The sequence below is a fragment of the Coleofasciculus sp. F4-SAH-05 genome (genome assembly GCF_040222985.1).
Lineage (GTDB): Bacteria > Cyanobacteriota > Cyanobacteriia > Cyanobacteriales > Coleofasciculaceae > Coleofasciculus > Coleofasciculus chthonoplastes.
Window position 1 is genome coordinate 1 of sequence record NZ_JAVKBY010000196.1, and the last position, 22,521, is coordinate 22,521.

The 22,521-nt window shown below is 44.0% G+C and carries 20 protein-coding genes and 1 pseudogene; 8 read left to right on the forward strand and 13 right to left on the reverse strand.

The genetic code is table 11. The features are described 5' to 3' along the window. Positions 1 to 357 precede the first annotated feature (357 nt). From RIG27_RS23240 to RIG27_RS23255, 4 genes are all read left to right on the forward strand, one after another. Complete coding sequence (locus RIG27_RS23240; RefSeq protein WP_446349125.1) at positions 358 to 1,248, forward strand: RnfABCDGE type electron transport complex subunit D; 891 nt, start codon at positions 358 to 360, stop codon at positions 1,246 to 1,248. 143 nt (positions 1,249 to 1,391) lie between these two features. Beyond that, positions 1,392 to 3,389, forward strand: coding sequence for an excinuclease ABC subunit UvrB (gene uvrB / locus RIG27_RS23245; protein ID WP_446349127.1), 1,998 nt, complete (start codon positions 1,392 to 1,394; stop codon positions 3,387 to 3,389). Positions 3,390 to 3,400: 11 nt separating this feature from the next. After that, entirely contained in the window at positions 3,401 to 4,009 is a 609-nt protein-coding gene (locus tag RIG27_RS23250; RefSeq protein WP_446349129.1) for a transposase, read from the forward strand. A 242-nt stretch (positions 4,010 to 4,251) separates the two neighbouring features. Then, positions 4,252 to 4,707 carry a pentapeptide repeat-containing protein gene (locus RIG27_RS23255; protein ID WP_446346268.1) on the forward strand — a complete coding sequence of 152 codons (456 nt, stop codon included), beginning with the start codon at positions 4,252 to 4,254 and terminating at the stop codon, positions 4,705 to 4,707. Positions 4,708 to 4,767: 60 nt separating this feature from the next. Here RIG27_RS23255 and RIG27_RS23260 read toward each other — a convergent pair whose 3' ends face one another. The 5 genes from RIG27_RS23260 to RIG27_RS23280 form a co-directional block, all read right to left on the reverse strand. Further along, entirely contained in the window at positions 4,768 to 5,625 is an 858-nt protein-coding gene (locus RIG27_RS23260; protein WP_446349132.1) for a class I SAM-dependent methyltransferase, read from the reverse strand. A 50-nt stretch (positions 5,626 to 5,675) separates the two neighbouring features. After that, positions 5,676 to 6,023, reverse strand: coding sequence for an aspartate 1-decarboxylase (gene panD / locus RIG27_RS23265; RefSeq protein WP_446349134.1), 348 nt, complete (start codon positions 6,021 to 6,023; stop codon positions 5,676 to 5,678). A gap of 184 nt (positions 6,024 to 6,207) precedes the next feature. Continuing rightward, positions 6,208 to 6,570, reverse strand: a complete 363-nt coding sequence (locus RIG27_RS23270) for a response regulator (RefSeq protein WP_446346262.1) — start codon at positions 6,568 to 6,570, stop codon at positions 6,208 to 6,210. 485 nt (positions 6,571 to 7,055) lie between these two features. Then, positions 7,056 to 7,610, reverse strand: coding sequence for a hypothetical protein (locus tag RIG27_RS23275; RefSeq protein ID WP_446349137.1), 555 nt, complete (start codon positions 7,608 to 7,610; stop codon positions 7,056 to 7,058). Between the two features lie 154 nt (positions 7,611 to 7,764). Continuing rightward, positions 7,765 to 8,754 carry a hypothetical protein gene (locus RIG27_RS23280; RefSeq protein ID WP_446349138.1) on the reverse strand — a complete coding sequence of 330 codons (990 nt, stop codon included), beginning with the start codon at positions 8,752 to 8,754 and terminating at the stop codon, positions 7,765 to 7,767. A gap of 628 nt (positions 8,755 to 9,382) precedes the next feature. On the opposite strand from RIG27_RS23280, the gene RIG27_RS23285 reads away from it, so the two are divergent. Then, positions 9,383 to 10,792, forward strand: coding sequence for a hypothetical protein (locus RIG27_RS23285; protein ID WP_446349140.1), 1,410 nt, complete (start codon positions 9,383 to 9,385; stop codon positions 10,790 to 10,792). Between the two features lie 66 nt (positions 10,793 to 10,858). Here the strand turns inward: RIG27_RS23285 and RIG27_RS23290 are convergent, their stop codons facing one another. The 3 genes from RIG27_RS23290 to thrS form a co-directional block, all read right to left on the reverse strand. Continuing rightward, on the reverse strand, positions 10,859 to 13,510 hold the full coding sequence (locus tag RIG27_RS23290; RefSeq protein WP_446349142.1) for a ParA family protein: 2,652 nt from the start codon (positions 13,508 to 13,510) through the stop codon (positions 10,859 to 10,861). Further along, complete coding sequence (locus RIG27_RS23295) at positions 13,507 to 13,917, reverse strand: hypothetical protein (protein WP_446349144.1); 411 nt, start codon at positions 13,915 to 13,917, stop codon at positions 13,507 to 13,509. The genes RIG27_RS23290 and RIG27_RS23295 overlap by 4 nt, the downstream gene beginning before the upstream one ends. A 154-nt stretch (positions 13,918 to 14,071) precedes the next feature. After that, positions 14,072 to 15,901 (reverse strand): threonine--tRNA ligase, encoded by a 1,830-nt coding sequence (thrS, locus tag RIG27_RS23300; protein ID WP_446349146.1) that lies wholly within the window; start codon positions 15,899 to 15,901, stop codon positions 14,072 to 14,074. Positions 15,902 to 16,063: 162 nt separating this feature from the next. On the opposite strand from thrS, the gene RIG27_RS23305 reads away from it, so the two are divergent. The 3 genes from RIG27_RS23305 (at position 16,064) to RIG27_RS23315 (ending at position 18,274) form a co-directional block, all read left to right on the forward strand. Continuing rightward, a complete protein-coding gene (locus RIG27_RS23305) occupies positions 16,064 to 16,429 on the forward strand; it encodes a DUF2605 domain-containing protein (protein WP_446349148.1) in 366 nt (121 codons plus the stop codon). Positions 16,430 to 16,623: 194 nt separating this feature from the next. Continuing rightward, a complete protein-coding gene (locus RIG27_RS23310) occupies positions 16,624 to 17,799 on the forward strand; it encodes an RNA-guided endonuclease InsQ/TnpB family protein (protein WP_446349150.1) in 1,176 nt (391 codons plus the stop codon). A 160-nt stretch (positions 17,800 to 17,959) separates the two neighbouring features. Further along, entirely contained in the window at positions 17,960 to 18,274 is a 315-nt protein-coding gene (locus RIG27_RS23315) for a DUF2973 domain-containing protein (RefSeq protein ID WP_446346250.1), read from the forward strand. Positions 18,275 to 18,624: 350 nt separating this feature from the next. Here the strand turns inward: RIG27_RS23315 and RIG27_RS23320 are convergent. The 5 genes and pseudogenes from RIG27_RS23320 to cofG all read right to left on the reverse strand — a co-directional run. Next, positions 18,625 to 18,696: pseudogene (locus RIG27_RS23320) on the reverse strand (DUF427 domain-containing protein); the annotation flags it as partial. A 22-nt stretch (positions 18,697 to 18,718) separates the two neighbouring features. Next, on the reverse strand, positions 18,719 to 19,840 hold the full coding sequence (locus RIG27_RS23325; RefSeq protein WP_446349153.1) for a mechanosensitive ion channel family protein: 1,122 nt from the start codon (positions 19,838 to 19,840) through the stop codon (positions 18,719 to 18,721). A gap of 624 nt (positions 19,841 to 20,464) precedes the next feature. After that, positions 20,465 to 20,848 carry a zf-TFIIB domain-containing protein gene (locus RIG27_RS23330; RefSeq protein ID WP_446349155.1) on the reverse strand — a complete coding sequence of 128 codons (384 nt, stop codon included), beginning with the start codon at positions 20,846 to 20,848 and terminating at the stop codon, positions 20,465 to 20,467. A 200-nt stretch (positions 20,849 to 21,048) separates the two neighbouring features. After that, positions 21,049 to 21,477, reverse strand: coding sequence for a hypothetical protein (locus RIG27_RS23335; protein WP_446349157.1), 429 nt, complete (start codon positions 21,475 to 21,477; stop codon positions 21,049 to 21,051). After that, the gene (gene cofG / locus RIG27_RS23340; protein ID WP_446349195.1) at positions 21,474 to 22,469 is read right to left on the reverse strand and encodes a 7,8-didemethyl-8-hydroxy-5-deazariboflavin synthase subunit CofG; all 996 of its coding nucleotides are present in this window, start codon (positions 22,467 to 22,469) and stop codon (positions 21,474 to 21,476) included. The genes RIG27_RS23335 and cofG overlap by 4 nt, the downstream gene beginning before the upstream one ends. Between the last annotated feature and the right edge of the window lie 52 nt (positions 22,470 to 22,521).

Consider the following 22,521-nt stretch of genomic DNA (forward strand, 5'->3'; position numbering starts at 1 on the left):
CTGGAGTTATCTAAATTAGGCTCAATACTTGGTAGTTTTCTACGGGTGTTTGGTTTAAGTATTGCCGCAAGGATAGATAATTGTAAGGTGTGTCGCGGAACTAAGAATCCCCGCACTTATAGGGCGGGGAGTGTCAAAGAAGCATTTTTGGATCGGCGCAACCATTGATAGTAGGGTGGACACTGCCCAGCCTACTGTTACCAAAACTGTAACAACTCCAGGTTAAAGATCGAGGGAGGACATACTAGCAACAGGATTACAGGCACAATTCAGTACACGATCGCTTTCTTAGGGATTGGAGGTTCAGAACCGGGCTGGCGTCTGAATTCCTTTCCCTTTCCCTATTTTTCTACTCAAATGCAGCAACACGATCCCAGAGACTATCAGATTCTGTTTCTCTCACTCTTCCTGGTATTGGGTATTGGTACGAGAGATTGGACATTACAGCCTCAGTTTATTGGTGTTGCGATCGCGACTTGTTTGCTGACCCAGTATATCAGCCTCAAACTTTGGTCTATCTCTAAGTCAAAATTCAGTCAGGGCGGGTTTTGCACAAACGTTACTCCTAAACCCGTTCCTAAAGACGCGCCATGGCACGTCTCTACACTCAAAACGTCTCTAGTATCCCTCAAAAGTGCCATGATTACGGCATTGGGGTTAAGTTTACTCCTGCGAGTCGATCAGTACAGCACGATTATCTTGGCGGGGGTACTGGCGATTTTAAGTAAATTTCTGTTTCGATTCCAAGGTAAACATTTTTTAAATCCGGCTAATTTTGGCATAATTTCAGTTTTAATCCTTACAAAGGATGCCTGGGTTTCTCCAGGACAGTGGGGAGAGGGGGGTTGGTATGTCCTATTATTTGCTGGAACTGGGGGTATGATTTTAAAACGGGTGGGGCGTTGGGATACAACGGCGGCTTTTTTCGGTGCTTATGCGTTACTCGAAGCTGTTCGCAATCTTTGGTTGGGCTGGACGTGGGATGTCTGGGCGCATCGGTTGATGAGTGGCTCGTTTTTGTTGTTTGCCCTGTTTATGTTAACTGATCCTCGCTCGATTCCCAATGCTAGGGTGAGTCGTTTACTCTGGGCTGTCAGTATTGCGATTTTAACCTTTATTCTGCGAAATCATTTCTTTATGTCTACAGCAGTTTTCTGGGCGTTATTTGCCCTTTCTCCCCTAACACTGCTGTTGGATTGGATTTGGTCATCACCAAGATTTGTTTGGAGGTTTCCAGGTTACCGTTGATTGGTAAATAGAAAAATTCAGTAAGTAAGTTAATGAAGATAAAATTGTTCCCATTAAGTTATTTGACTCTACCCTAATCCCTTACGAATGACCAATGACCAATGACCAATGACCAATGACCAATGACCAATGACCAATGACCAATGACACCCTTTAACCTGCAAGCCCCCTTTGAAGCCAAGGGCGACCAACCCCAAGCCATTTCCCGCCTGACAACCTCTCTGCAAGCCAGAAACCGTTTCCAAACCCTCCTCGGCGCCACGGGAACCGGTAAAACCTATACGGTTGCCAAAGTCATCGAACAGACGGGCAAACCCACTCTGGTACTGGCGCACAATAAAACCTTAGCCGCCCAACTCTGTAACGAATTGCGGGACTTCTTTCCCCAGAATGCGGTGGAGTATTTTGTCTCCTACTACGACTACTACCAACCGGAAGCCTATATTCCCGTTAGTGATACCTATATTGAGAAAAGCGCCGCCATTAACGATGAAATCGATATGCTGCGCCACTCAGCCACGCGATCGCTCTTTGAGAGGCGCGATGTGATTGTGGTAGCCTCAATTAGCTGTATCTATGGCTTGGGTATCCCCTCAGAATACCTCAAAGCCGCGATTCCCCTGCGAGTGGGTACAGAATTAGACCAGCGTCAACTCCTGCGGGATTTAGCCTCCGTCCAATATTCCCGCAATGACATCGAAATGGGGCGAGGGCGGTTCCGAGTCAAGGGAGATGTACTGGAAATTGGTCCAGCTTACGAAGACCGAATTATTCGCGTCGAATTCTTTGGTGATGAGATTGACGCAATCCGCTATGTTGACCCCGTGACAGGTGGAATTATCCAAAGTCTCAACACCCTCAACATTTACCCCGCCCGCCACTTTGTTACCCCCGATGACCGATTAGAAGAAGCCTGTGAAGCTATTGAAGCCGAACTCCACCAACAAATCGCCCAGTTACAAGAGGCTGGCAAATTACTCGAAGCCCAACGATTAGACCAACGCACCCGCTATGACTTAGAACTCTTGCGCGAAGTTGGATATTGTAATGGTGTAGAAAACTATTCCCGTCACCTCGCTGGACGCATGGCAGGGGAACCTCCAGAATGTTTAATTGATTATTTCCCCCAGGATTGGTTATTAGTCATCGATGAATCCCACGTCACTGTCCCCCAAATTCGAGGGATGTACAACGGCGACCAAGCCCGGAAGCGGGTGTTAATTGACCATGGGTTTCGCTTACCCAGTGCAGCGGATAATCGTCCTCTGAAAGCAGAAGAATTTTGGACAAAAGTTAATCAATGTATCTTTGTTTCCGCCACTCCTGGAGATTGGGAAATTGAACAGTCCCAAGAACAAGTGGTGGAACAAGTTATTCGCCCCACAGGGGTAGTTGACCCAGAAATCTTTGTCCGTCCCACCGAAGGTCAAGTGGATGACTTACTGGCTGAAATTCAGGAACGGGCATCCAAAAAAGAACGGGTACTGGTCACCACCTTAACCAAGCGCATGGCGGAAGATTTAACCGAATATCTACAGGATCGCGGCATTCGCGTGCGCTACTTACATTCGGAAATTAATTCAATTGAACGGATTGAAATTTTGCAATCATTGCGGGAGGGCGCTTTTGATGTACTTATTGGCGTAAATTTGTTGCGTGAGGGATTAGATTTGCCAGAAGTGTCTCTGGTGGCTATTTTAGATGCCGATAAAGAAGGATTCCTCCGGGCAGCACGATCCTTGATTCAAACCATTGGTCGGGCGGCGCGTCATGTCCAGGGACAAGCAATTCTCTATGCGGATAATCTCACAGATAGCATGGCAAAAGCCATTGATGAGACAGAACGGCGTCGGGGAATTCAATTGGCATATAACCGGATGCATGGAATTACTCCGCAACCGATTGTCAAGAAATCGAGTAATGCAATTTTGGCATTCTTAGACGTATCGCGACGGTTGAATCATCAACAGTTGGCAACGGTTTATGAACAAGCGGAGGATTTACCCTTAGAACAAATTCCAGAAGTCATTAGTCAATTAGAAACCCAGATGAAAGAGGCGGCGAAGAATCTGGAATTTGAGCAAGCTGCCCAGTATCGCGATAAAATTAAGCATCTGCGGGATAAATTGGTGGGTATGTAAGGGAAAGTGAGATGGTTAAAACCTATAATCCTCAAATTCATCATCGACGTTCAATTCGCCTAAAATCTTATGATTATAATCAGGCGGGGGCTTATTTTGTGACAATCTGTGTTCAAAACCGTGAATGTTTACTTGGCACTATCACGAATCAAAGGGTAGAACTTAATGAATATGGCAAAATCACTGATCAGGTTTGGAACTATCTGCCCCATCATTTTGACAACCTAGAAATTGATGCTGCCGTTATCATGCCCAATCATTTTCACTGCATCATCTGTACGGGTTTGGTCTCCAAACCCCCCAATCTTCCCAATTTCCCCAATCCTCCCAATTTCCCCAATTCCCCGAATCCCTGTACGGGTTTGGTTTCCAAACCCCCTAATCCCTTTTTTATGCAAAAAACACAACTTGGAAAAATCATCGCTTATTTCAAATATCAAACGACTAAATTAATCAATCAAAAACGAGGTTCAATGGGAACTAGGTTTTGGCAACGGAACTATTATGAGCATATTATCCGTAATGAAAAAACGCTCAATATTTTGAGGCAATATATAATTGACAATCCCTTACGTTGGGGAAATGATCAATTACATCCAAACAACCCATCAAAATGGTAATTATTCTGTAGGGATTTGGTTTCCAAATCCTTATCTACATCCCTACGGCGGGGTTGGGAATTTGGGGTTGAGGGGTTTGGAGGGTTTGGAGACCAAACCCCTACGTCAATTCAAAATGTTTCGATATTATTTTTTAAATGTATAATGTCCTAATTATAACGTAAAATTTAATCAACCACAGATGCAATTCAACCTGCCCCGACCAAATTTTAAGTGGTAGAACCTAAAAAACCTTACGTGCTATGAAACCCCTAAACCTAATTATTCCACTATTACTTGTTAGTACGTCTGCCTGTATGAGCGCGACTGTCGAAAAAAACAGTACTGAGGTTCAGGCAAAGATAGCCAAAGTGAGAGATTGCGCTGGCTGTGACTTGAGTAAGATGGATCTCAATGGTGCAGACTTAAGGGGCGCTAATCTCAAGGAGGCTATATTAGATGGTGCGAATTTGAGTAATGCCAATTTAGCAGAAGCGGATTTGAGTGGTGCTTCTCTAGATGGTGCGAATTTGAATGGGACAAACTTCAATAGTGCCAACTTGACAGGAGCAAATTTAAGTAATGCTTCATTAATTAGCACAAACTTAGTTAACGCCAATTTACGCAAAGCCAAGATTAAGACTGCAAATGTTTATCTGACAAATTTCTGTGGAGCGACTATGCCCAATGGAAGTCGCTCTATGCAAGGGTGTAGTTAACCCAAATTAAGCAAAGCGAATAGTTAGAGATTGCTCCCAAAACTTGAAACTCTTACAGTTTTACCAGTGATTGACCTGGGCAATTTGCAATGCGGAAAGATAGGACGTTTTGAGCCTTCCGGTACAGGTTTTCTCTAAAACGTCTCTCAAACCGGAAAATAAGGACGCTCGTTGCCGCGAGTCTAACTTTATGTAGGGTGATATTGTACTCAAAAGTGTCAAATACTCATCAATGCTATGAGTTTTATCACAAACTAACTGTTCTGACAAAAAAATCTGGAATAAACCTGACTTGATAAAATCTTGTTCAATTTCTTTTAAGTTAGCTTGATGGGTTTCTATAGATCCATATCTGGCAAATTTGGGAATAGATGGCGCTTGAGTTTGATAAACGTCATCTAATTGATGACAAATTTCATCATTGGGGTGCGGCGGTGTATTCCACAACATAATTATAGAGCCATTGTCTTGCAAAGCATCAGCCGATTTTTGCACCCTAATTTCGGGTGAAACCCAATGCATGGAAGTCGCGGCAAGAATAGCGTTGAATCGCCCAGGTTCTAGCTGCCATTCTTCAAAGGTTGTATTGATAATCTCCACATTGGGATAGGCTGAACAGTTATTTTTAGCGAGTTTGCACGCTTCTTGGCTTGGCTCTAAACAAACCATGGAGAAGCCTAATTCCGCAAATTCTACAGTGGCAATTCCTGGACCACATCCTATTTCTAGAATGGTAGCTTGAGCGGGAAGTCGAGCTAACTCAACAGCGCGATGAATTAGGGTTTTAGGATAGCGTGGTCGAGCTTGATGATAGATATTGGCGACATCACTGTACCAGTGTTTTCGTTGTTCTAAGGTATAGGCGGCTGTGATTTCACTGCACCATACTTTGACTGATGCCGAATCTTTATCTGTCATAATACCCAATTTGTCATCATACCCATAATACCCAGGTGTGGTTAAAAAAACTACAATGGATTGTTGGATTCATCCACTTTGACGACTTTGGGATTATGTAAAAGTGCTTCTTCCGGTGTCATCTGAGCGTAAGCAATTACAATCACGTTGTCTCCAACAGCGTTCAGACGAGCCGCCGGACCATTTAAACAGATGACACGACTTCCCCACTCACCTGGAATGGTGTAGGTTTCCAATCGGGAACCATTATTCACATTGACAACCTGTACTTTTTCGTAAGGCAAAATATTTGCCGTTTTTAGGAGTTCCTCATCAATAGTAATTGAGCCATCATAGTGCAGACAGGCATCGGTGACTTTTACCCGATGCAACTTGCTTTTAAACATGGTAATCAGCATTTGAAAAAAAATAACTCGAATTAAATTTTACAATATTTTGATATTTATCGACGTACCTGTTTACCTACTGGTAAGTAAATAGATGAGTTAAAAATTTTTCAATTCCTGTTGCCCGTTGCCCGTTCCCTAGTCCCTGTTCCCTAAAAATGGGATGCACCCATCGGACTCTTATGCCAAACTAAAATTATGCCATTGCCAATTTAACCGCACGATTGAGTTGCTCTTGGGAAAAAGGCTTCGTCAAGTAAGCTTTAGCTCCCTGTTTCATGCCCCAAAGACGGTCAATTTCTTGATTTTTAGAGGAACAAATTATAATAGGAATGTTAGCTGTTGCCGGATGACCTTTAAGTTTTCGACACAACTCAAAACCACTCATTCCTGGCATGACAACATCTGTAATAATCACATCGGGTTTTTTGTTGGTTGCGTGAGTCACCGCCTCTTTGGGCTTAGACACTCGGATAACGGTGTGACCCCCTTCGTGCAGGTAGTTCTCGATCAGATCCATCTGACTGGCGTTGTCTTCAACTAGTAAAACTGTACTCATGTTGGCTGATTCCTATTCAGAAAAGTAGGGACAAGTGAAACCTTAGCCTCGTGATTAAAGGGTAGGATTATGTGATCTATGTGATCTCGCGATCGCAGCATCAGTTTTCCACTCAGCCGTTTGGCTTGCGCCTCTGAATCGTTACCGACTAGAGTTGTAACCGGACAAGTGTAAAATGCAACCTGAGATTAACACGCCTACTGTTTCCATAGCGCCTCGTCTGCTGCGTTTGGCTCGCTTAAAAATGAAGATGCATTCCCAAATGAAGAGGTAATGGTTTAGGCTTCAACTGACAATCATAGCATTGGATAATCTTTGAGTGGAAGGGCATTTACGAATCTATTACAAAAAGTGATCGGAGCGTCATTTGTCATTTGTCATTTGTCCTTGATCATTGATCAGGGGTTGAGGGGCGTTTACAAAACTTAATATCGTTAAGTTTATTTAGACTCACGGATTTAACTGATGGCGGGGGTTTGGGTAGTTCACCTATCCTGCAAGAGTTCATCGATTAAAGATTGCAAGTCATCAATAGAGATCGCCTCATTTTCCTGGGCTGACTCTGTGTCCAGGTTAGCAGACGACTGGTGACGCGATCGCTGAATTAACCCTTTGAGGTGATCCTTGAGTTGCTTCCTCATTGACTCAGTTGTGGCAATAATGTGCGTTACCTGCTCGTCGGTTAAGCTAGAGGGTTCCTTCATCCCATCAATTAATTTTTTCAAGGCGTAAAATACTTGCATTAAAAATGCTTGCAACCTCTGGTCAACCTTGAGTGAACCCTGCTGTCGAATCAAATTAACACAATCGACCAAGCATAAACCTGCTTGATGAATCCCTTGGATATGAAGCTGACTAATTGGCAGCAGGTTAGCCCCCCCCACGATACCACAACGAGTCGCGTGGCAGAGTTCATTCACTTGGTCTGGGTCTTTGAGCGTGCTTCGCAGATGCAGCAAATACTGCTCAATGAGTTGTAGGTGTGCTTCGGCAGCCTCAAGGTAGTAGCCTTTTATTTGCTGTAGCTGTTCTGGCTGCATAAAGAATGTCCTTGCTAGATGCCGGATTTTTCGTCGGGTATAGCATTGTGGCTAGGAATAAAGTATTAATCTATCCCTTGATCAAAAAAATAATTTTACTCTAACTTTTAGAGCAGGTCAATCGCTAATTTATGTTAAGAAATGACGATTTAGCTTATGATAATTCACGGTGTTTGACATGGCTTTTCTTTGTCAATACAGTCTGCCAATTCATTATCGACGATACCCACCTCGGACTCCCCCCAGTTAGGATCAGTGAAACCAATCGCACCCCTAAATAGCGGAGTTTTTCCGGTTTTAGGTATGGCGTCAGGGACTTCCATCCTTCTCGGCGAACTTTCCGCGCATAAAACAGAAGGCTGCGGAAAAAATCCTGAAATCGTCTTCCCCAATAGGCTTTCTGAATTCCGCCTGGATCAAGTCGTATATTATGGGGATTGTAATTATTTCGATTTAAGGGATTCAGTGTCGTCAGTCCTTCGGTTTGAGCAAACTGCTGGTATGTAATCCCCTGTTTTCGGGATTGAGGGTGAGTGTGGGGATAAATCCATTCCCATACTGCCCAATCCAGACCAGAAAACAGAAATTCTGGCACATCTTTAGTCACTTGACAATATTTTAAGCGAATCCCGATAGGAATTTCTGCCCAAGGTCCGTGCTGCCAGACAAAGTCGGGATCAAAAAATGCTTTAAAGGCAAAATCTTTTTCATTTATCCTCAGACGAGCCACCCGACCAATCATTCCTGCTCCAGCTATTTCTACTTCAATTTTCATGGCTTGGGTAAAGAAGGGAGATGAGTAAGACTCTCCTTCTTTTTTAATCAGAATTATCCTTTTAGTCTTGTGTTTTAGCCGGAGCCTGACTCGTTTGAGAGAAAAGCTTGTGCGTTCCCCTTCCTGAACTGTCCCCCGGACATATCGGGCTAAATAGTCGAGAAATCGTCTAATTCCCCGCGAGCCAATTCCGTTGTCTACATCCATGAACGCTGAATCAGGAGTATAGAAGTATAATCGTGTTTGACCCGATTGCTGACGCACTTGTTGGCAGAGACGATAGAACTGATCAGGAGATAACAGTTCCTGCTGGGCTTGCCAAAGGATAGAGGTTAAGGGAGATGCATTCACAGGAGGGCGATCGCTCATATAAGCTAGGTTCGTAGTTGCGCTGTCTTCGCGATAAACGCTTAAATCAGCGCTATTCAGGTTGATATACTATGATCATCGCTCAAAAATAGACAAGTTGGGAATTGGGAGCGCTTGGCTTTTCGGTAAGTAGTCAGCCTTTCATTAGAGTTGACGGTTGAGATAGGGAAGGGACAGGGAACAGTAAGGATTTGAGGCATGAAAAATTTTCTTAGTACCGCAGACAGAATGGATTCTAAACTTCAGCAGAACCAATTTAAAAGTCTCTTTTTAGAGATTCAGCCAATTGGCGCATATCCAATCAAACATCTGGCTGAGGTAAAATTGGCGAAAACCTCTTCACAATTGAAACTCAAGCCTATAGTCTCCTACCATGGCAACGAAAATTCGAAAATTCTCAGATGCTCTTGAAAACCACTCCTCCCGCGTTGGATTCCCAGGTCGTTAATTCTTTGAATGGGGAAATCAGAGAGATAGGAGACTTAATTCAAAACTCTGCCGACTAGGCAAGCGAAGGGTCAACACTCAAAACGCTCCCACTTTCCCTGTCTTTTCCTGGTAAATAGCTGTTTAAGCTGTATAGAGTTACAATAGCACTTTTAAAATCCCAATGAGTTAAGTTTACATTATGAACTTTGATAATAATTATCAGAAATGTTTGGACAAGCTCATCTGGGCAATCCATCAGCTCGACGTTAAAGTTGCCCAATCGCAGCTTGCGAATCTTGCCAAGATCATCGTACAAACGATGATGGGTCCATGGCGCTATTTTCATTCCATCGAACATATTTTAGAGGTGGGTGGCTCAACGGACGCCATTGAAGTTCTGGCGGCTTTATTCCACGATATTATCTACGTGCAAGTGGATGGGAGTATTCCGTTTAACCTAACACCTTATCTCGCTCCTTTTATCGAGGAAGAGAGAGGTAAGTTGTTTGTCCGCACCGATAATCCAGGTGAACGTGATGCCATTTTTGAGCTAATCGCCACCCTGTTTAAGGTTGCGCCAGGAGAGGAACTATTTCCCTTTACCGGACAAAATGAGTTTTTAAGTGCGATTGTTGCAGCTAAACTCTTAGAGCCTTTGCTGACACCAGCGCTGATTGTGCAGGTTGTGGCTTGTATCGAAGCGACGATTCCCTTCCGCACGCAATCCGATTTTGGGTTAAGTCCTAGCGAAGAATTATATCAGTCGTTGAAATCTATCAATCAGCGATTTCATTTTAACTTAACCAGTGCCGAACTCCTCGAAACCGTGAAGCGTTCAGTACGGTTGGCGAACCGGGATGTTGGTGGGTTTGCTCATCCGAGTTCTGCTGTTTTCTTATCCAACACCTGGAAGTTATTACCGGAAACAAATCATACGCTGAAAAAGTCCGAGTCGTATACCATTAGGGATTATCGAGTTGCCATCCAAAAAATGGCAGTTTTTTTGAAATTCCTGAACGCCGAACTCATTTTTCGACGGTTCCGAGGAGAACCTGACGATCGCATTTATATCCATTATGTCGAACAAGCTCGTCGTAATTTAGAAGTGGCGCGGCTCTATTTAGACAGTAAATTGGTAGCGAATGCTATTTTAGAAGCTTTATCCCTGCGTTTAGGGTCAGATGTCCCCTTAACCATTATGATGGGAGACTTTGGCGATGAACCCAGTTCCATGGGTAGTTTGGGCGATTATTTTCCCACGCTGATTAATCCGCATCGCCCTAAAACGCTTCTAGAACGGGAAGTGTGCCAATTATTGGCAGGGGGACGCGCTCAAAGCATTTCCTTCGATTTCAAAACCTCTCCCCTGACTAGCTTTGTTGTCCAATATATCGGATTTGAGGGGATTTTCCAGATGTGGCAACGCACCCAGGAGTTTTTTCAAGGAAAAATCACGTCGGAGGAATTTTTAGCCCGGTGCGATGCTGATCTCGTAAACATTATTATCGATGGAGTGGCTAAACTTTTGGAAAAGCGAAAAGTTGCCTTATGTCGTCTCTATAAACCGTTATCGATGAATGGGGTTAGACAATTACAACATGAGCATTAAATTCTTTTTTTAGTCCAGATGTACTACACTGACTTAAAGCTCCATATATTCCTATTGGGTTGAGCTTCAATATCCTTGCCTAGCACGGCGTTCTAAAGCTAACACTTTGGAACGCCCAGCTAACTGTGAAAAATCCAATCCCCAACGGAAAATTTCTGACATATAATACTCATCTGCATCCCGGATGATCACACCATTATCTTCTAGTGTTTTAATTTCTGTAAGAGATAATTCAGTTTCAACCCGAGTGAAAGGATTTTTCTTCTTGTCCTTTTCTAATTGACGTAATTTATTGAATATATCCTTTAACGCCGTATTTTCTTTTTCAATCTCATCAATTTTCTGGCTACTACATCCAGGCAATGCCCTTTTAATCGCCGTAGGGACAAGGATACGATCTTGCCAATAATCATCATTCACAGAATCCGTGGCGGCTAAATGTAAAAGACGGACTAAGTCCCGTGACTGAATTTGTCCGTTGAAGTCCGAAAGTGCAGCAATGACATAGCGAGCTGAACGTGCTTCTCGCGAGCGCTCTTTACCTAGTTTTTTCCCCCATAAAGGGACTAAAGCCTGGGTGAGTTCCTCTTCGCTCATCGTGTGAAGTTGCTCAATCTTTAGCTGAATATCAGCTTGTTGAGTAACCCAAGCAACCAATCGCAGCGCTTCTTCCCGATTCCACTTCAGAGCATAAGGTTCATATCGAGCCATCATTTGGGCAGCATTTTGGCGCACAGCAGCCAGTACAATATCACGTCGAACAAAAATGAGAATTCCTAGAGGACGATTCGGTTGTTGTCCCAACCATTCGGGAACTTCTTGTAGTAAAGCGCGTAGAGCAGTCTGTTGTGCTTCGTTACTGGTAAAGTTTTGGAAAAGGTCTTCAAGACCATCTATAACTACCACAAGTCGTTGGTGACTCTCCACTAAATGAGTGGCTAAAGCTCGACCAGCACCGTCTTGTTGAGGTTGAAACCCAACCCCCCAAGCGATTACATCTAACCAGCGTTCTCGCCACTGACCTTCATGAAGTGCTAGCTGATAACCATCTCTGATATGATCACGCATCGTTAGAGAATCTTGGGGATTTTTAAACCCTAATTCCAGTGATGCTGATTCTTGAACTTGCTTGACCAGTCTCTTGGCAGAATCTTCCAGATTTTCTGACGCCAAAATTGGACAAATCACAGCATTCATCTCAACGTCACTGGCACAAGCATCTTGGGCAAAAACGTGCCAATTTTTTCGGCGAATCATTTGTAAGAACGTGTAAGTTTTTCCTGACCCTTTAGCACCGACAACAACCGTAATTGGCACCTGTCGTCTGTGATCTGAAGCTAAACGACGTAAAGGAGTAGTCGCCAGGAAATCTTCAGCTTCTGCATTCTCTGCATACACCAATTTTTCTGCTGTATTGCTTAACTTTTCTCTTTTAGATTTTAAATCTGAAGGACTTTCCTCAATCGGTTCACTATGGTGATGTGGTAACCATTCCACCAAAGGATGTACAGCTTCCAAAATTCCTGATCTCTGGAGCAGCATCATCACATCCTCCCAATTGGGAGGTAAAACTAGCAAACTATCAGCAAAGCCTGTGGTGACTTGTAGAAGTTCACGGTCTTCTGCTAGAAACGGTTGAGCCGCCTCAAGCAGTATCTTTTCCGGTTCCAACACTAAATTTTTAAGCCGTTCATCTTCAGGAACCTGGGTAAAAATTAATGCTGGTAATGGATCTTCTTCCCGTTGGGACATAGCTCGCTCTGCCACAAGCTTAATTAGCTGAACTGTTCCGGAAATAGACTGTCCACTTAAGGTAGTGACAAATACGCGGTAGACTCGTGGATCTAAAATTAAACCGGTGGCAAGTTCCGATAATCCAGCTCGCAGGTCTATCAATACAACATCTACTCCAATCGCTTTACCCAAACTGGCTAAAATTTGGGTCAGTAAAAAAGGATTTTTAGACCCCTCAATCAGATGCTCCGGTCGGATTGCCAAGGACGTAAATCCTGTGTGAGAACGAAATGAAGGTAAGATATAAATTCCATCAATTAGCGCACTCTGAAGTCGATCGGCTACTAATTGAACCGCATTCTCCGCCTTGGTCGATGGATCACCATGAGCTAGAGCAATCAGATCCGCAAAGGAAATGGGTGGATTGGGTAAACGATGCTCAAACACCCAACTGATTCCTGGTGCTTCTAAGTCTCCATCGACCAGTAATACTTTCTGCTGTTTTGTGGCTAAAACTCTTGCCAAAGCCAAAGTATGGGTTGTTCGTCCCACACCCCCTTTGAAGGAATGGAACGCGACGACTGGGGGAAAATCTGAAGGAAATACTTCAGGAAATTGACTATCGGTGGGTTGCCAAAGCACTCCAGGTCTAGACAAACTGGGTTTTAGTCTAGGAGTGGCAGGTTCTTCTTCAGTTTCTTCAAAGAATACAGGTAGCAGGCGTTGATTCCCAGAAATACTCTCTAAAACAATTGAACCGTCTCCCATGTTTGGGTCTGAATCACCTCGAAACCGAGGATCATAAACCTGACTGAGCCATTCTTTTACCTCATCTTGACAGCCTGGGCGAATGCCTAAGGTTAATCCATCCCAATACCCTCTTGCCCAAACTAACGATTGATGCCAATTATTCTGCTTTCGCATTCGTAGCAGTACTTCTTCTACATCAACCCATGTGTATAGGCGAATATCTGATGGAATCATTGTTGAATCTCTCTATTAATCCAATCGCAGACGCTTTCAAGCCAGTTAACAAGATTTTCTTCATGCTCTGATTTCACTTCAATGCCATATCGCCATACCTCATGCGCTTTTCCTATATCCAAATTGGAGCCATCGCGTTCTAGGCTAAAACGGGGTGCTGCTTCAACTTCACTAGCGGGAATACCGAGTTCTTTTATCCATCTGTCTAGTTTATGACCATTTTTCAGTTTTTGGTCTTGGATCTGATCCGTAGTCTGTAACTCCTTCCTTCTTAGCCAAATTCTCTTGAGTCCACATTCAGTCGCGTAGAACAGCAGCAAGTATGAGGCAGTACCGTTAGTCTCTCTAACAGCAGCTAGATGACTCTGAAACGCTTGCTCCAATTCACTCACACCAGCATGAATCATTTTAGACGTTGACTTACCTTGTTGAATTTTGAAAGGTCAAGCAGCTTTGCTCCCCTCCATACTTGCCTAAGTTTACACGGAATTCTCCCCCCAGGACAAAATAACGAAAACCTTAGCTAGAGGGACATACAGGCATTTTGGGAAATCCTTCAGCCTAAAAATTCTGGCGGTTGGCGATCGCACTCTCCATGCGTTCCACTACCTGTACCACGGGAATCGCCCCTAAGTCTTGGGATTGCTTCCCAGCCTCGCGAATTCGGACACTGAGACTATCAGACTCAACCTCTTTCGCCCCGACAACCGCCATCACCGGGATTTTTGCCTTCTCGCCATTGCGAATCATCTTGGGTAAGCGATCGCCACTGGTATCGACTTCGACTCGAACTCCCACCAAGCGCATTTTCTGTGCCACTTCCTTGGCAAAGGGTAACTGCTCATCACTCACGGGTAACAGTCGCGCTTGCACGGGGGCTAACCAGAAGGGGAAGTCTCCCGCGTACTCCTCAATCAAAATCCCAATTAGCCGTTCCAATGAGCCAAAAGGCGCACGGTGAATCATCACCGGACGCTGGCGTGTGCCATCTTCTGCCACATACTCTAAGTTAAATCGCTCTGGCAGGTTATAGTCCACCTGTACTGTCCCCAATTGCCACTCGCGATCTAAAGCGTCATGGAACATGAAATCCAGTTTCGGACCATAAAACGCGGCTTCGCCAATGCCTTCAAAATGTCCCATTCCCAGGGTTTCTACTGCCCGACGAATGGCGTTTTCTGACTTATTCCACGCCTCATCTGACCCAATATATTTGTCTTGGCTGGGGTCACGGAAACTTAAACGGGCTTTAAAATCTTGTAACCCTAGGGTGTTAAATACGAATAGAGTTAAATCAACCACCCGCAAGAACTCATCATCCAGTTGTTCGGGGGTGACAAATAGATGGGCATCATCTTGGGTAAAGCCGCGAACTCGGGTTAATCCGCCTAGTTCCCCAGATTGTTCATACCGATAAACCGTGCCAAACTCCGCGAGGCGCATGGGCAGATCTCGGTAGGAACGCAGTTCATGTTTATAAATTTGCACATGAAACGGACAGTTCATGGCTTTGAGGACAAATCCCTCGGCTTCAGACTCACCCATCATCGGGAACAAGTCTTCTTTATATTTCTGCCAATGTCCCGAGGTTTTAAACAAGTCCACGCGACCAATATGCGGGGTGACAACAGGCTGATACCCGCGCTTAATTTGCTCTTGTTTGAGGAAGTCTTCTAAGGTACTCCGCAGGATTGTCCCTTTGGGCGTCCACAAGGGCAATCCGGGTCCTACGGGGTCAGATAAGATAAATAATCCCAGGTCTTTGCCTAGCTTGCGATGGTCACGCTTCAGGGCTTCTTGTTTGCGCCGCTTATATTCGGTCAGTTGTTCCGGCGTCTCCCAGGCGGTGCCGTAAATTCGCTGAAGTTGTGCCTTATTTGCATCACCGCGCCAGTAAGCACCCGCGACACTTTCTAAGTCAATGGCTTTGGGATGAATGTCTGTTGTGGTTTCTACATGGGGTCCGGCGCACAAGTCCCACCAATCTTCTCCGAGATGATAAATGGTGATCGGGGCTTCTAAGTCTTGGAGGATTTCCAGTTTGTAGGGTTCTCCGAGTTCTTTGATCCGGCGTTCGGCTTCCTCACGACTGACTTCTTCCCGAATTAGGGGGAGTTTACGCTTGAGGATTTTTACCATCTCTTTTTTGATGGCTTTTAAGTCTTGCTCGGTAAAGGGTTCGGGCTTGGCGAAGTCGTAGTAAAAGCCATTCTCAATCCACGGACCAATCGTTACCTGTGTCCCCGGAAACAGCTTCTGTACCGCCATCGCCATGACGTGAGAGGCGGTATGACGGATTTTTTTCAGACTCTCGGATTCACTCGTCCGAGGCAAATGGATTTTTTCTGGTTTTTGGGGGGCTTCTACGTTGGACATGGGTGACTGTGCCATTGAGTTGAGGTTGAAAGCAGTTAACGGTTTCCCTGGTTCCTTTTCTCCATTCCATGATACTCACCTTCTTGAACCAATGCAGGTTGCCGAGTTGATTGCGTATTGTAAAGAATTGTAACTAGCGTTAATATAAATTTACAGATGAATTAGCGCTTAAGATTCATGACTCAGTCTCAGCCCCACGAGCAAGACCTGCTCAAGTCGATACTGCAACCCCTCTTAGAGGATTTTCGATATTGGTTTTCGCGATCGCGTTCGTTACTCGAAGCCGAGGAGATCAGCTTTTTAAGTCGGCAGCAGCAGAGGGATTTACTGGATCGAGTCCAAACCGCCCAACTGGAAGTGAATGCAGCCGTGACGCTATTTCAAGCCACCGATGGTCAAGTGGGGATTGAACCCGCTACATTAGTGCCATGGCATCGGTTAGTCAACGAGTGTTGGCAAGTCGGGATGCGCTGGCGCTCATTGAAATCGGGAGAATCCGAGTCGGAGGTTTCTGTAAATGTCAATATTGAGCCGAGAGAGTGATCAAATTTCTGCCCAGTTTTGATAAGCTAAACGGATTACAGAATAGCGATGGTGCAGACTCCCTCGCGTTTTTAACCGTCCCTCGCGTTTTTAACCGGGGGATGAAACCGAGCGAGACGTTTAGGGAAAGCAACTTTAGTTGCGAGTGTTACCTGGGATATGCTATTATTCTACCATAAACTCAACGCTGTAAAATGATTGTTTACGAGGGTAAGTTGAAAGGTAAAAACTATCAGTATAGAAGGCTTGATGAAGCCATCCGTACTGGTCTGTTTATACGCAACGCTTGCCTTAAATATTGGGAAGACGGTCATGCCCAAACCCGCAATGATTTTTCTAAATATTGCACGGTTCTTGGTAAAAGCAAAGAGTTTCCTTGGGCGGGAAAGCTAAACGCTCAAGCTCGACAAGCCATGTCGGAACGTACTTGGGCGGCTATTTCACGATTCTTTGATAACTGTAAAAAACAAATCAAAGGAAAAAAAGTCTATCCTAAGTACAAGAAAAATCGTCCTAATCATGGTTCTGTAGAGTACAAAACATCCGGATGGAAGCTATCAGAGAATCGTGATGCTATTACATTCACTGACGGGTTCAAAGCCGGGATGTTTAAGCTTTATGGAACTCGTGACTTAAACTACTACCAACTCAATCAAATTAAGCGAGTTCGGGTGGTTCGTCGAGCCGATGGTTATTATGCTCAGTTCTGTATTGACCATGACAGAACTGAGGATAGGGAGCCAACGGGTACTACTGTAGGGTTAGATGTTGGATTGAACCATTTTTATACTGATTCAAATGGTGAGACAGTTGAAAATCCTAGATTTCTAAGAAAATCAGAGAAACAACTGAAACGACTTCAGCATAGAGTATCTAGAAAGTTTAAAAAGGGGCAACCACAATCTAACAACTACAAAAAGGCTAAACAAAAGTTAGCTAAGAAACATGCTAAAGTCAGTAGGCAGCGTAAAGACTTTGCAGTAAAGACGGCATTGTGCGTAGTCCGGTCTAACGACTTGGTAGCTTATGTAGACTTGCAAGTGCGAAATATGGTCAAAAATCATCACCTAGCTAAGTCGATTGCTGATGCAACTTGGGTCTTATTTAGACGCTGGGTTGAGTATTTTGGCAAAGTATTTGGCGTAGCAACGGTTGCTGTTAAACCTCACTACACCTCCCAAAAATGCTCGAATTGCGGTTGCGTTGTCAAAAAATGCCTTTCAACACGAACACATAAGTGTAAGTGCGGGTGTATTTTAGACCGCGACTGGAATGCTGCAATAAACATACTTAAGGAAGCACTTCGTACCGTGGGGCAAACGGGAACGTTCCAGGAATACTGGATAAACGCTTCGGGACAACTGCCTTAGGCGTGTATTGATGAAAGTCAATACTCGCTTGGTGATTGGATGAACGAAGAATCCCCCGCGTTTTTAACCGGGGGAGTGTCAAAGATAAAAACGTAATTTCAAAGACCCACCCTAAGATAATCGATTAACAGATCAGCGGTTTAGTCTGGAGGATGATGCCATGTTACACTTACTCTACATAATTGCCTTTACCGTTATTGCATTTCTCGCGATCAGGAATTTGATTCGCAGTTTGCTGAACTTGAGTATAGATGCTCAACGGCATTACGCGCCTGCGGGAAAGGCTTCATTTGCCGCGTCTAGTTCTAGCAACACTCGTGTCCCCCATCCAGAACTGTTGGATGATACCGGGAATCCGACAAGTGAACCGCTGCTGGTAATGAAATCAATGACGGTTGAAGACGCTCGCACCCAGCTTGATGCTTTATATAATGCTTCCCCTAGCAATAGCGTTGATAAGTCGGAAGACATTTAGTTCAATTGCCAAGAAGCCCCACACCAAAGAATATCAAAGTCAAGAATAACTGACCCTTCCGAAAATAAAGGGTGATGTTAAAGCAGTTATTCATAGTGTCGGGGCGGGTTTGACTACTATCTTTTCGGTTGCAGCCAAGGTTAACTAAACCCGCCCCGACGCTGGTTTAGAGACGTCCTATAATTGACACTCTCCCGGTTAAAACTATTATTATACCTAAGATTAGAAAGAAAAGCAACTTTAGTTGCTAAACTAAACGCATCGCTCGGTTTCATCCCTCAGATGAATCACGAGGGAACCTGCACCATCGCTAATTCTGTAACTGTTGATCATCAAACCAATAAATTGACTAAACGAGCCGGACGCGGATAATCCCCAACTGATTCCTGACCTGGTTTTGGCTGGATAGGATTGGGTTTCATGAATCAATAAGGCGTTGGATTTTCAATTGTTAGCGGCTTGGAAACTTTTTAACTTTTCGGGTTGTGTTTTTAGGTGAATGTACAGGAAGTCAATACCTTCTTTCTCCAATAAATCTAATATAGCTAGGTTTAATCCTGTTTCTGCATCAAAGTAGAGATTATCATCATTGACAAAAGCCATAATTTCAATAACCCGGGCATTCTGCTCAATGCGGCTAAACCGAACCAAGCATGATTGAGACATACCAGGAATAGAGGGTATTATGTCTCGAATGCCCTGGCAAATTCTCTCCGTTTGCTTAGCGGAAATTCCGTCAATTTTTAGGGTTAAGTTAATCCCCCACTTCAACTCATCACCCGGATTTTGTGACCAATTCTCCACAATACCGGCAATCATTTTAGCATTAGGCATTTTCACAATAGAACCCCATTTTGTTATATGTAGTGTGGTGGTTCTAAATCCAATCTGCATGATTTGGACAAAACCATTCACTCCTTGTATTCCTACCCAATCTCCTTCTCGATAGAGGTTATCGGAGTAGATAATAAAGGTGCAAAACCAGTCATAAAGAATGTCTTTGAACAGTAAACCTAAAGTGATTCCGGCTCCGCCTAATAAACCAGCGATTGCAGCCGCCGATTGCCCTAACAACATCTCACTCACTTTAATGGCGAGTAGAATAATAGCGATAGTTTGAAAAATTTTGGGGATTAAGGGTTTAAGAACCTCATCAACATCGCTTTCCGAATGGAACATTATGGCAGCAATTACATTGCCTAAAAGGTAAGCGCCTCGGTAAACCAAGTAGGCTATGACAAAAACAAAGAGGAAGTTGAGCGTATTCTCTATTGTTTCAGTCAATTTAGGTCCCAATTCATCCGCCAAAATGAGTTGTGATAACCACAGCCCCGCCAGGGAAATTATCCAGCTTAATGCCGGTTTCAGAAACGCAATTAACTCATCATCAAGGGTAGTGTCGGTTTTTCTAGTAAAACGCTCTATGGTTTTAATGACGACTGAAATAAACAGCCGTCTAAATACCTGTATTCCTATCAGGAGAATGAGGACAATAACAGTTTTGACAACAGGAATGCCAGAGATATCAATATTGATATTGTTTAAGAATTCCAAAAATGATTCCATAATGACTTAAGTTCATTTGAATTTTGAGCGTAATTATCAATTTATTCTATTTTCATGTTTTGAGACAATAGATAGATTGAGTGTTTTGGCACAACAAGACTGACAAAAAAAAGACTGACAAAAAAAAGACTGAATCCAGTTTGACTTCCCCTTTGCCGTCAACTTCACCAAGAGCGTCGGTCAAGTATTCCTAGAAACCGGGAAAAGGCGTGAGGATGACAACGCCATATCAACCTTTCACTTTGCTCGCAGTCGGTTTGTTGACTGATGTCCTAGGTAAACAGGAGGCAAGTGTGACGCCGTGACGTCCAATGGGTGGGGTGAAAAGAGGGCGACGAAAATGGATTTCGCCTGACTCAATATTATATGAGGTGATTAGGACTGTTTGTCAAGAGAAAAAAGTCTCTAAAATCATTCAATCAGAATATTGACAAATTAAACTAAATATGTATATACCATAACAAAGCAAAGGAAGCCTACACTCTAATCTTTGATTGAGTGTAGGAGACTCTCACATCAGCTCGGTTCAAAGCGGCTGTGTCAATGTACTGAACCGGACTATTTCAGTTGATGCTTCGCTAATCTTGATCACCCAGATGACTTCCGATTTTTCCAAATTACGGTTCAGCGCCGTTCCCCAGTAAAGATGCCTTTGAAGATATCCTGAATATCCTCCTGTTTATAATCCTTAAATTCCCCAGCATCAAACCAGATACCATAACAGATCGGGCATTTTTCATACCAAATATGGTGCTGTTTTAGGTCAACCATTTTGGTCATTCGGGTTTGGCATTTCGGGCAATTAATATCTTCGATGGCATTAAATTTACTGCCGATTTGGGGATCACCCGTATCGATGGCTTCAGATCCCTCTATTTCTTTGAGAGTTTGAGCCTCTTGAGAATCAAACCAGATGCCATAGCAATCCGTGCATCGGTCTACTTCAATATCGGCATAAACGACAGATTCTAGGTTTCCTTGGCATTTAGGACATTTCATTGAGGTCATTTTTCAACCATTCCATTTGAGATTCTTTTAAGATGGTTGTAGTTTAGCAATTTTATGGGCAACCTATAGAGTTTTATTTTAAAAAGTTAACGAAAATAAATCCTCAAATTGTAGGGGCGGATTTAGGGAATCAATTGTAGGGGCGGATTTAGGGAATCAATTGTAGGGGCGGGTTTAGGGAATCAATTGTAGGGGCGGGTTTAGGGACTAAATTCAGCTCCCCACTGATAAATGAAAAACAAAACCCGCCCTCCCCACTGATAAATGAAAAACAAAACCCGCCCTCCCCACCGATAAATGAAAAACAAAACCCGCCCTCCCCACCGATAAATGAAAAACAAAACCCGCCCTCCCCACCGATCAGATAGGGAGGCGAGAAAGTGACCAAAGTCTGTGGTTTCTCCACTTAACAAGACATCCCCATTGAGTTTTCCTTGAAATTCTCCTTCAATATACTCTTGGTGATAACCTGTTGCGGTACTCCATAATCGGCTTGTATAGTTTTTCCGGGTATAGCCGCGCAGGATATTGGCAATTTGATAGGCTGATTTATCAGGGTTTTCCCGTTCAACGTTTCGGATAAATTCTAAGGCGGTTTCAAGTTCAGACATAAATTCGTCATTTGTCATTTGTCAATTAGGACATCGCTTCCCCGTTGGATGTCATTAAATCTTATATTCAAAACGGCTTGTTGTAATCGTGGGGACAACCAATCATTATACTGCGGATAAACGGGTAAGCGGGGAACAAGATGCCATCCGGCTGGTTCGAGGATATTTCGTAGTCGCTGAATTTGTGGATGGGGATAATCAGGATTTACCTCATCTTTGGGTCCAATTCCCCCTAAATCCTTCGCCCCTGCTGCTAAACAGGCGAGTAACCATTGGTTATCTAGGACTAAATTGGGCGGAATTTGCAGGGTAATATCAGCGGGTAAAATTTGACGGGCTTTGGCTATGACTTGGGGTAACTGTTGCGGATCAAATGCGGGGGCTTGCCAATGTTGTTGATCACCGGGACTATGGGGTTGTAAAATCACTTCTTGGATGTGACCATACTGAGTATGAAGCTGCGCGATCGCGTCTAAGGTTTCCCACCAATCATCACTTGTCTCACCTATACCTAATAATAGCCCTGTGGTAAACGGAATCTGTAACTCCCCCGCCCAAACAAGCTGTTGTAGTCGCACCTGGGGTATCTTACTGGGTGCATGACGGTGAACGGTTTGCTGGAGTTGGGGCGTTAGTTGTTCCAACATTAACCCCATTGACACATTTACCGACTTTAGCGATCGCATCTCCTCAAACTGCAATGGTCCAGCATTAGTATGGGGGAGAAATCCCATGGATAGGGCGAGTTCACACAAATCATAAATTCGCTGGAACCAGGCTTGACGCCGTGGTGAATGGGGATGTACTTCACCGCTGAGGATGAGGATTTCACAAATTCCCTGGGATTGAAGCTGTTTTAAGAGAGTATCAGCCTCAGTTAGAGTCAACCATGAACTTTGACCCGGATCAGTGCGAAAGTTACAATAGCTACAACGGTTAAAGCATTCGTAGGTGGGAACCAGCGTGTAAGCCGGACTATAGGTAATAATTTGAGAACCGCTCATGGTCATTGTAGATGACATTAAACCTGATGTAAGTGTGACGTAAGGTTGAATGTTTAAT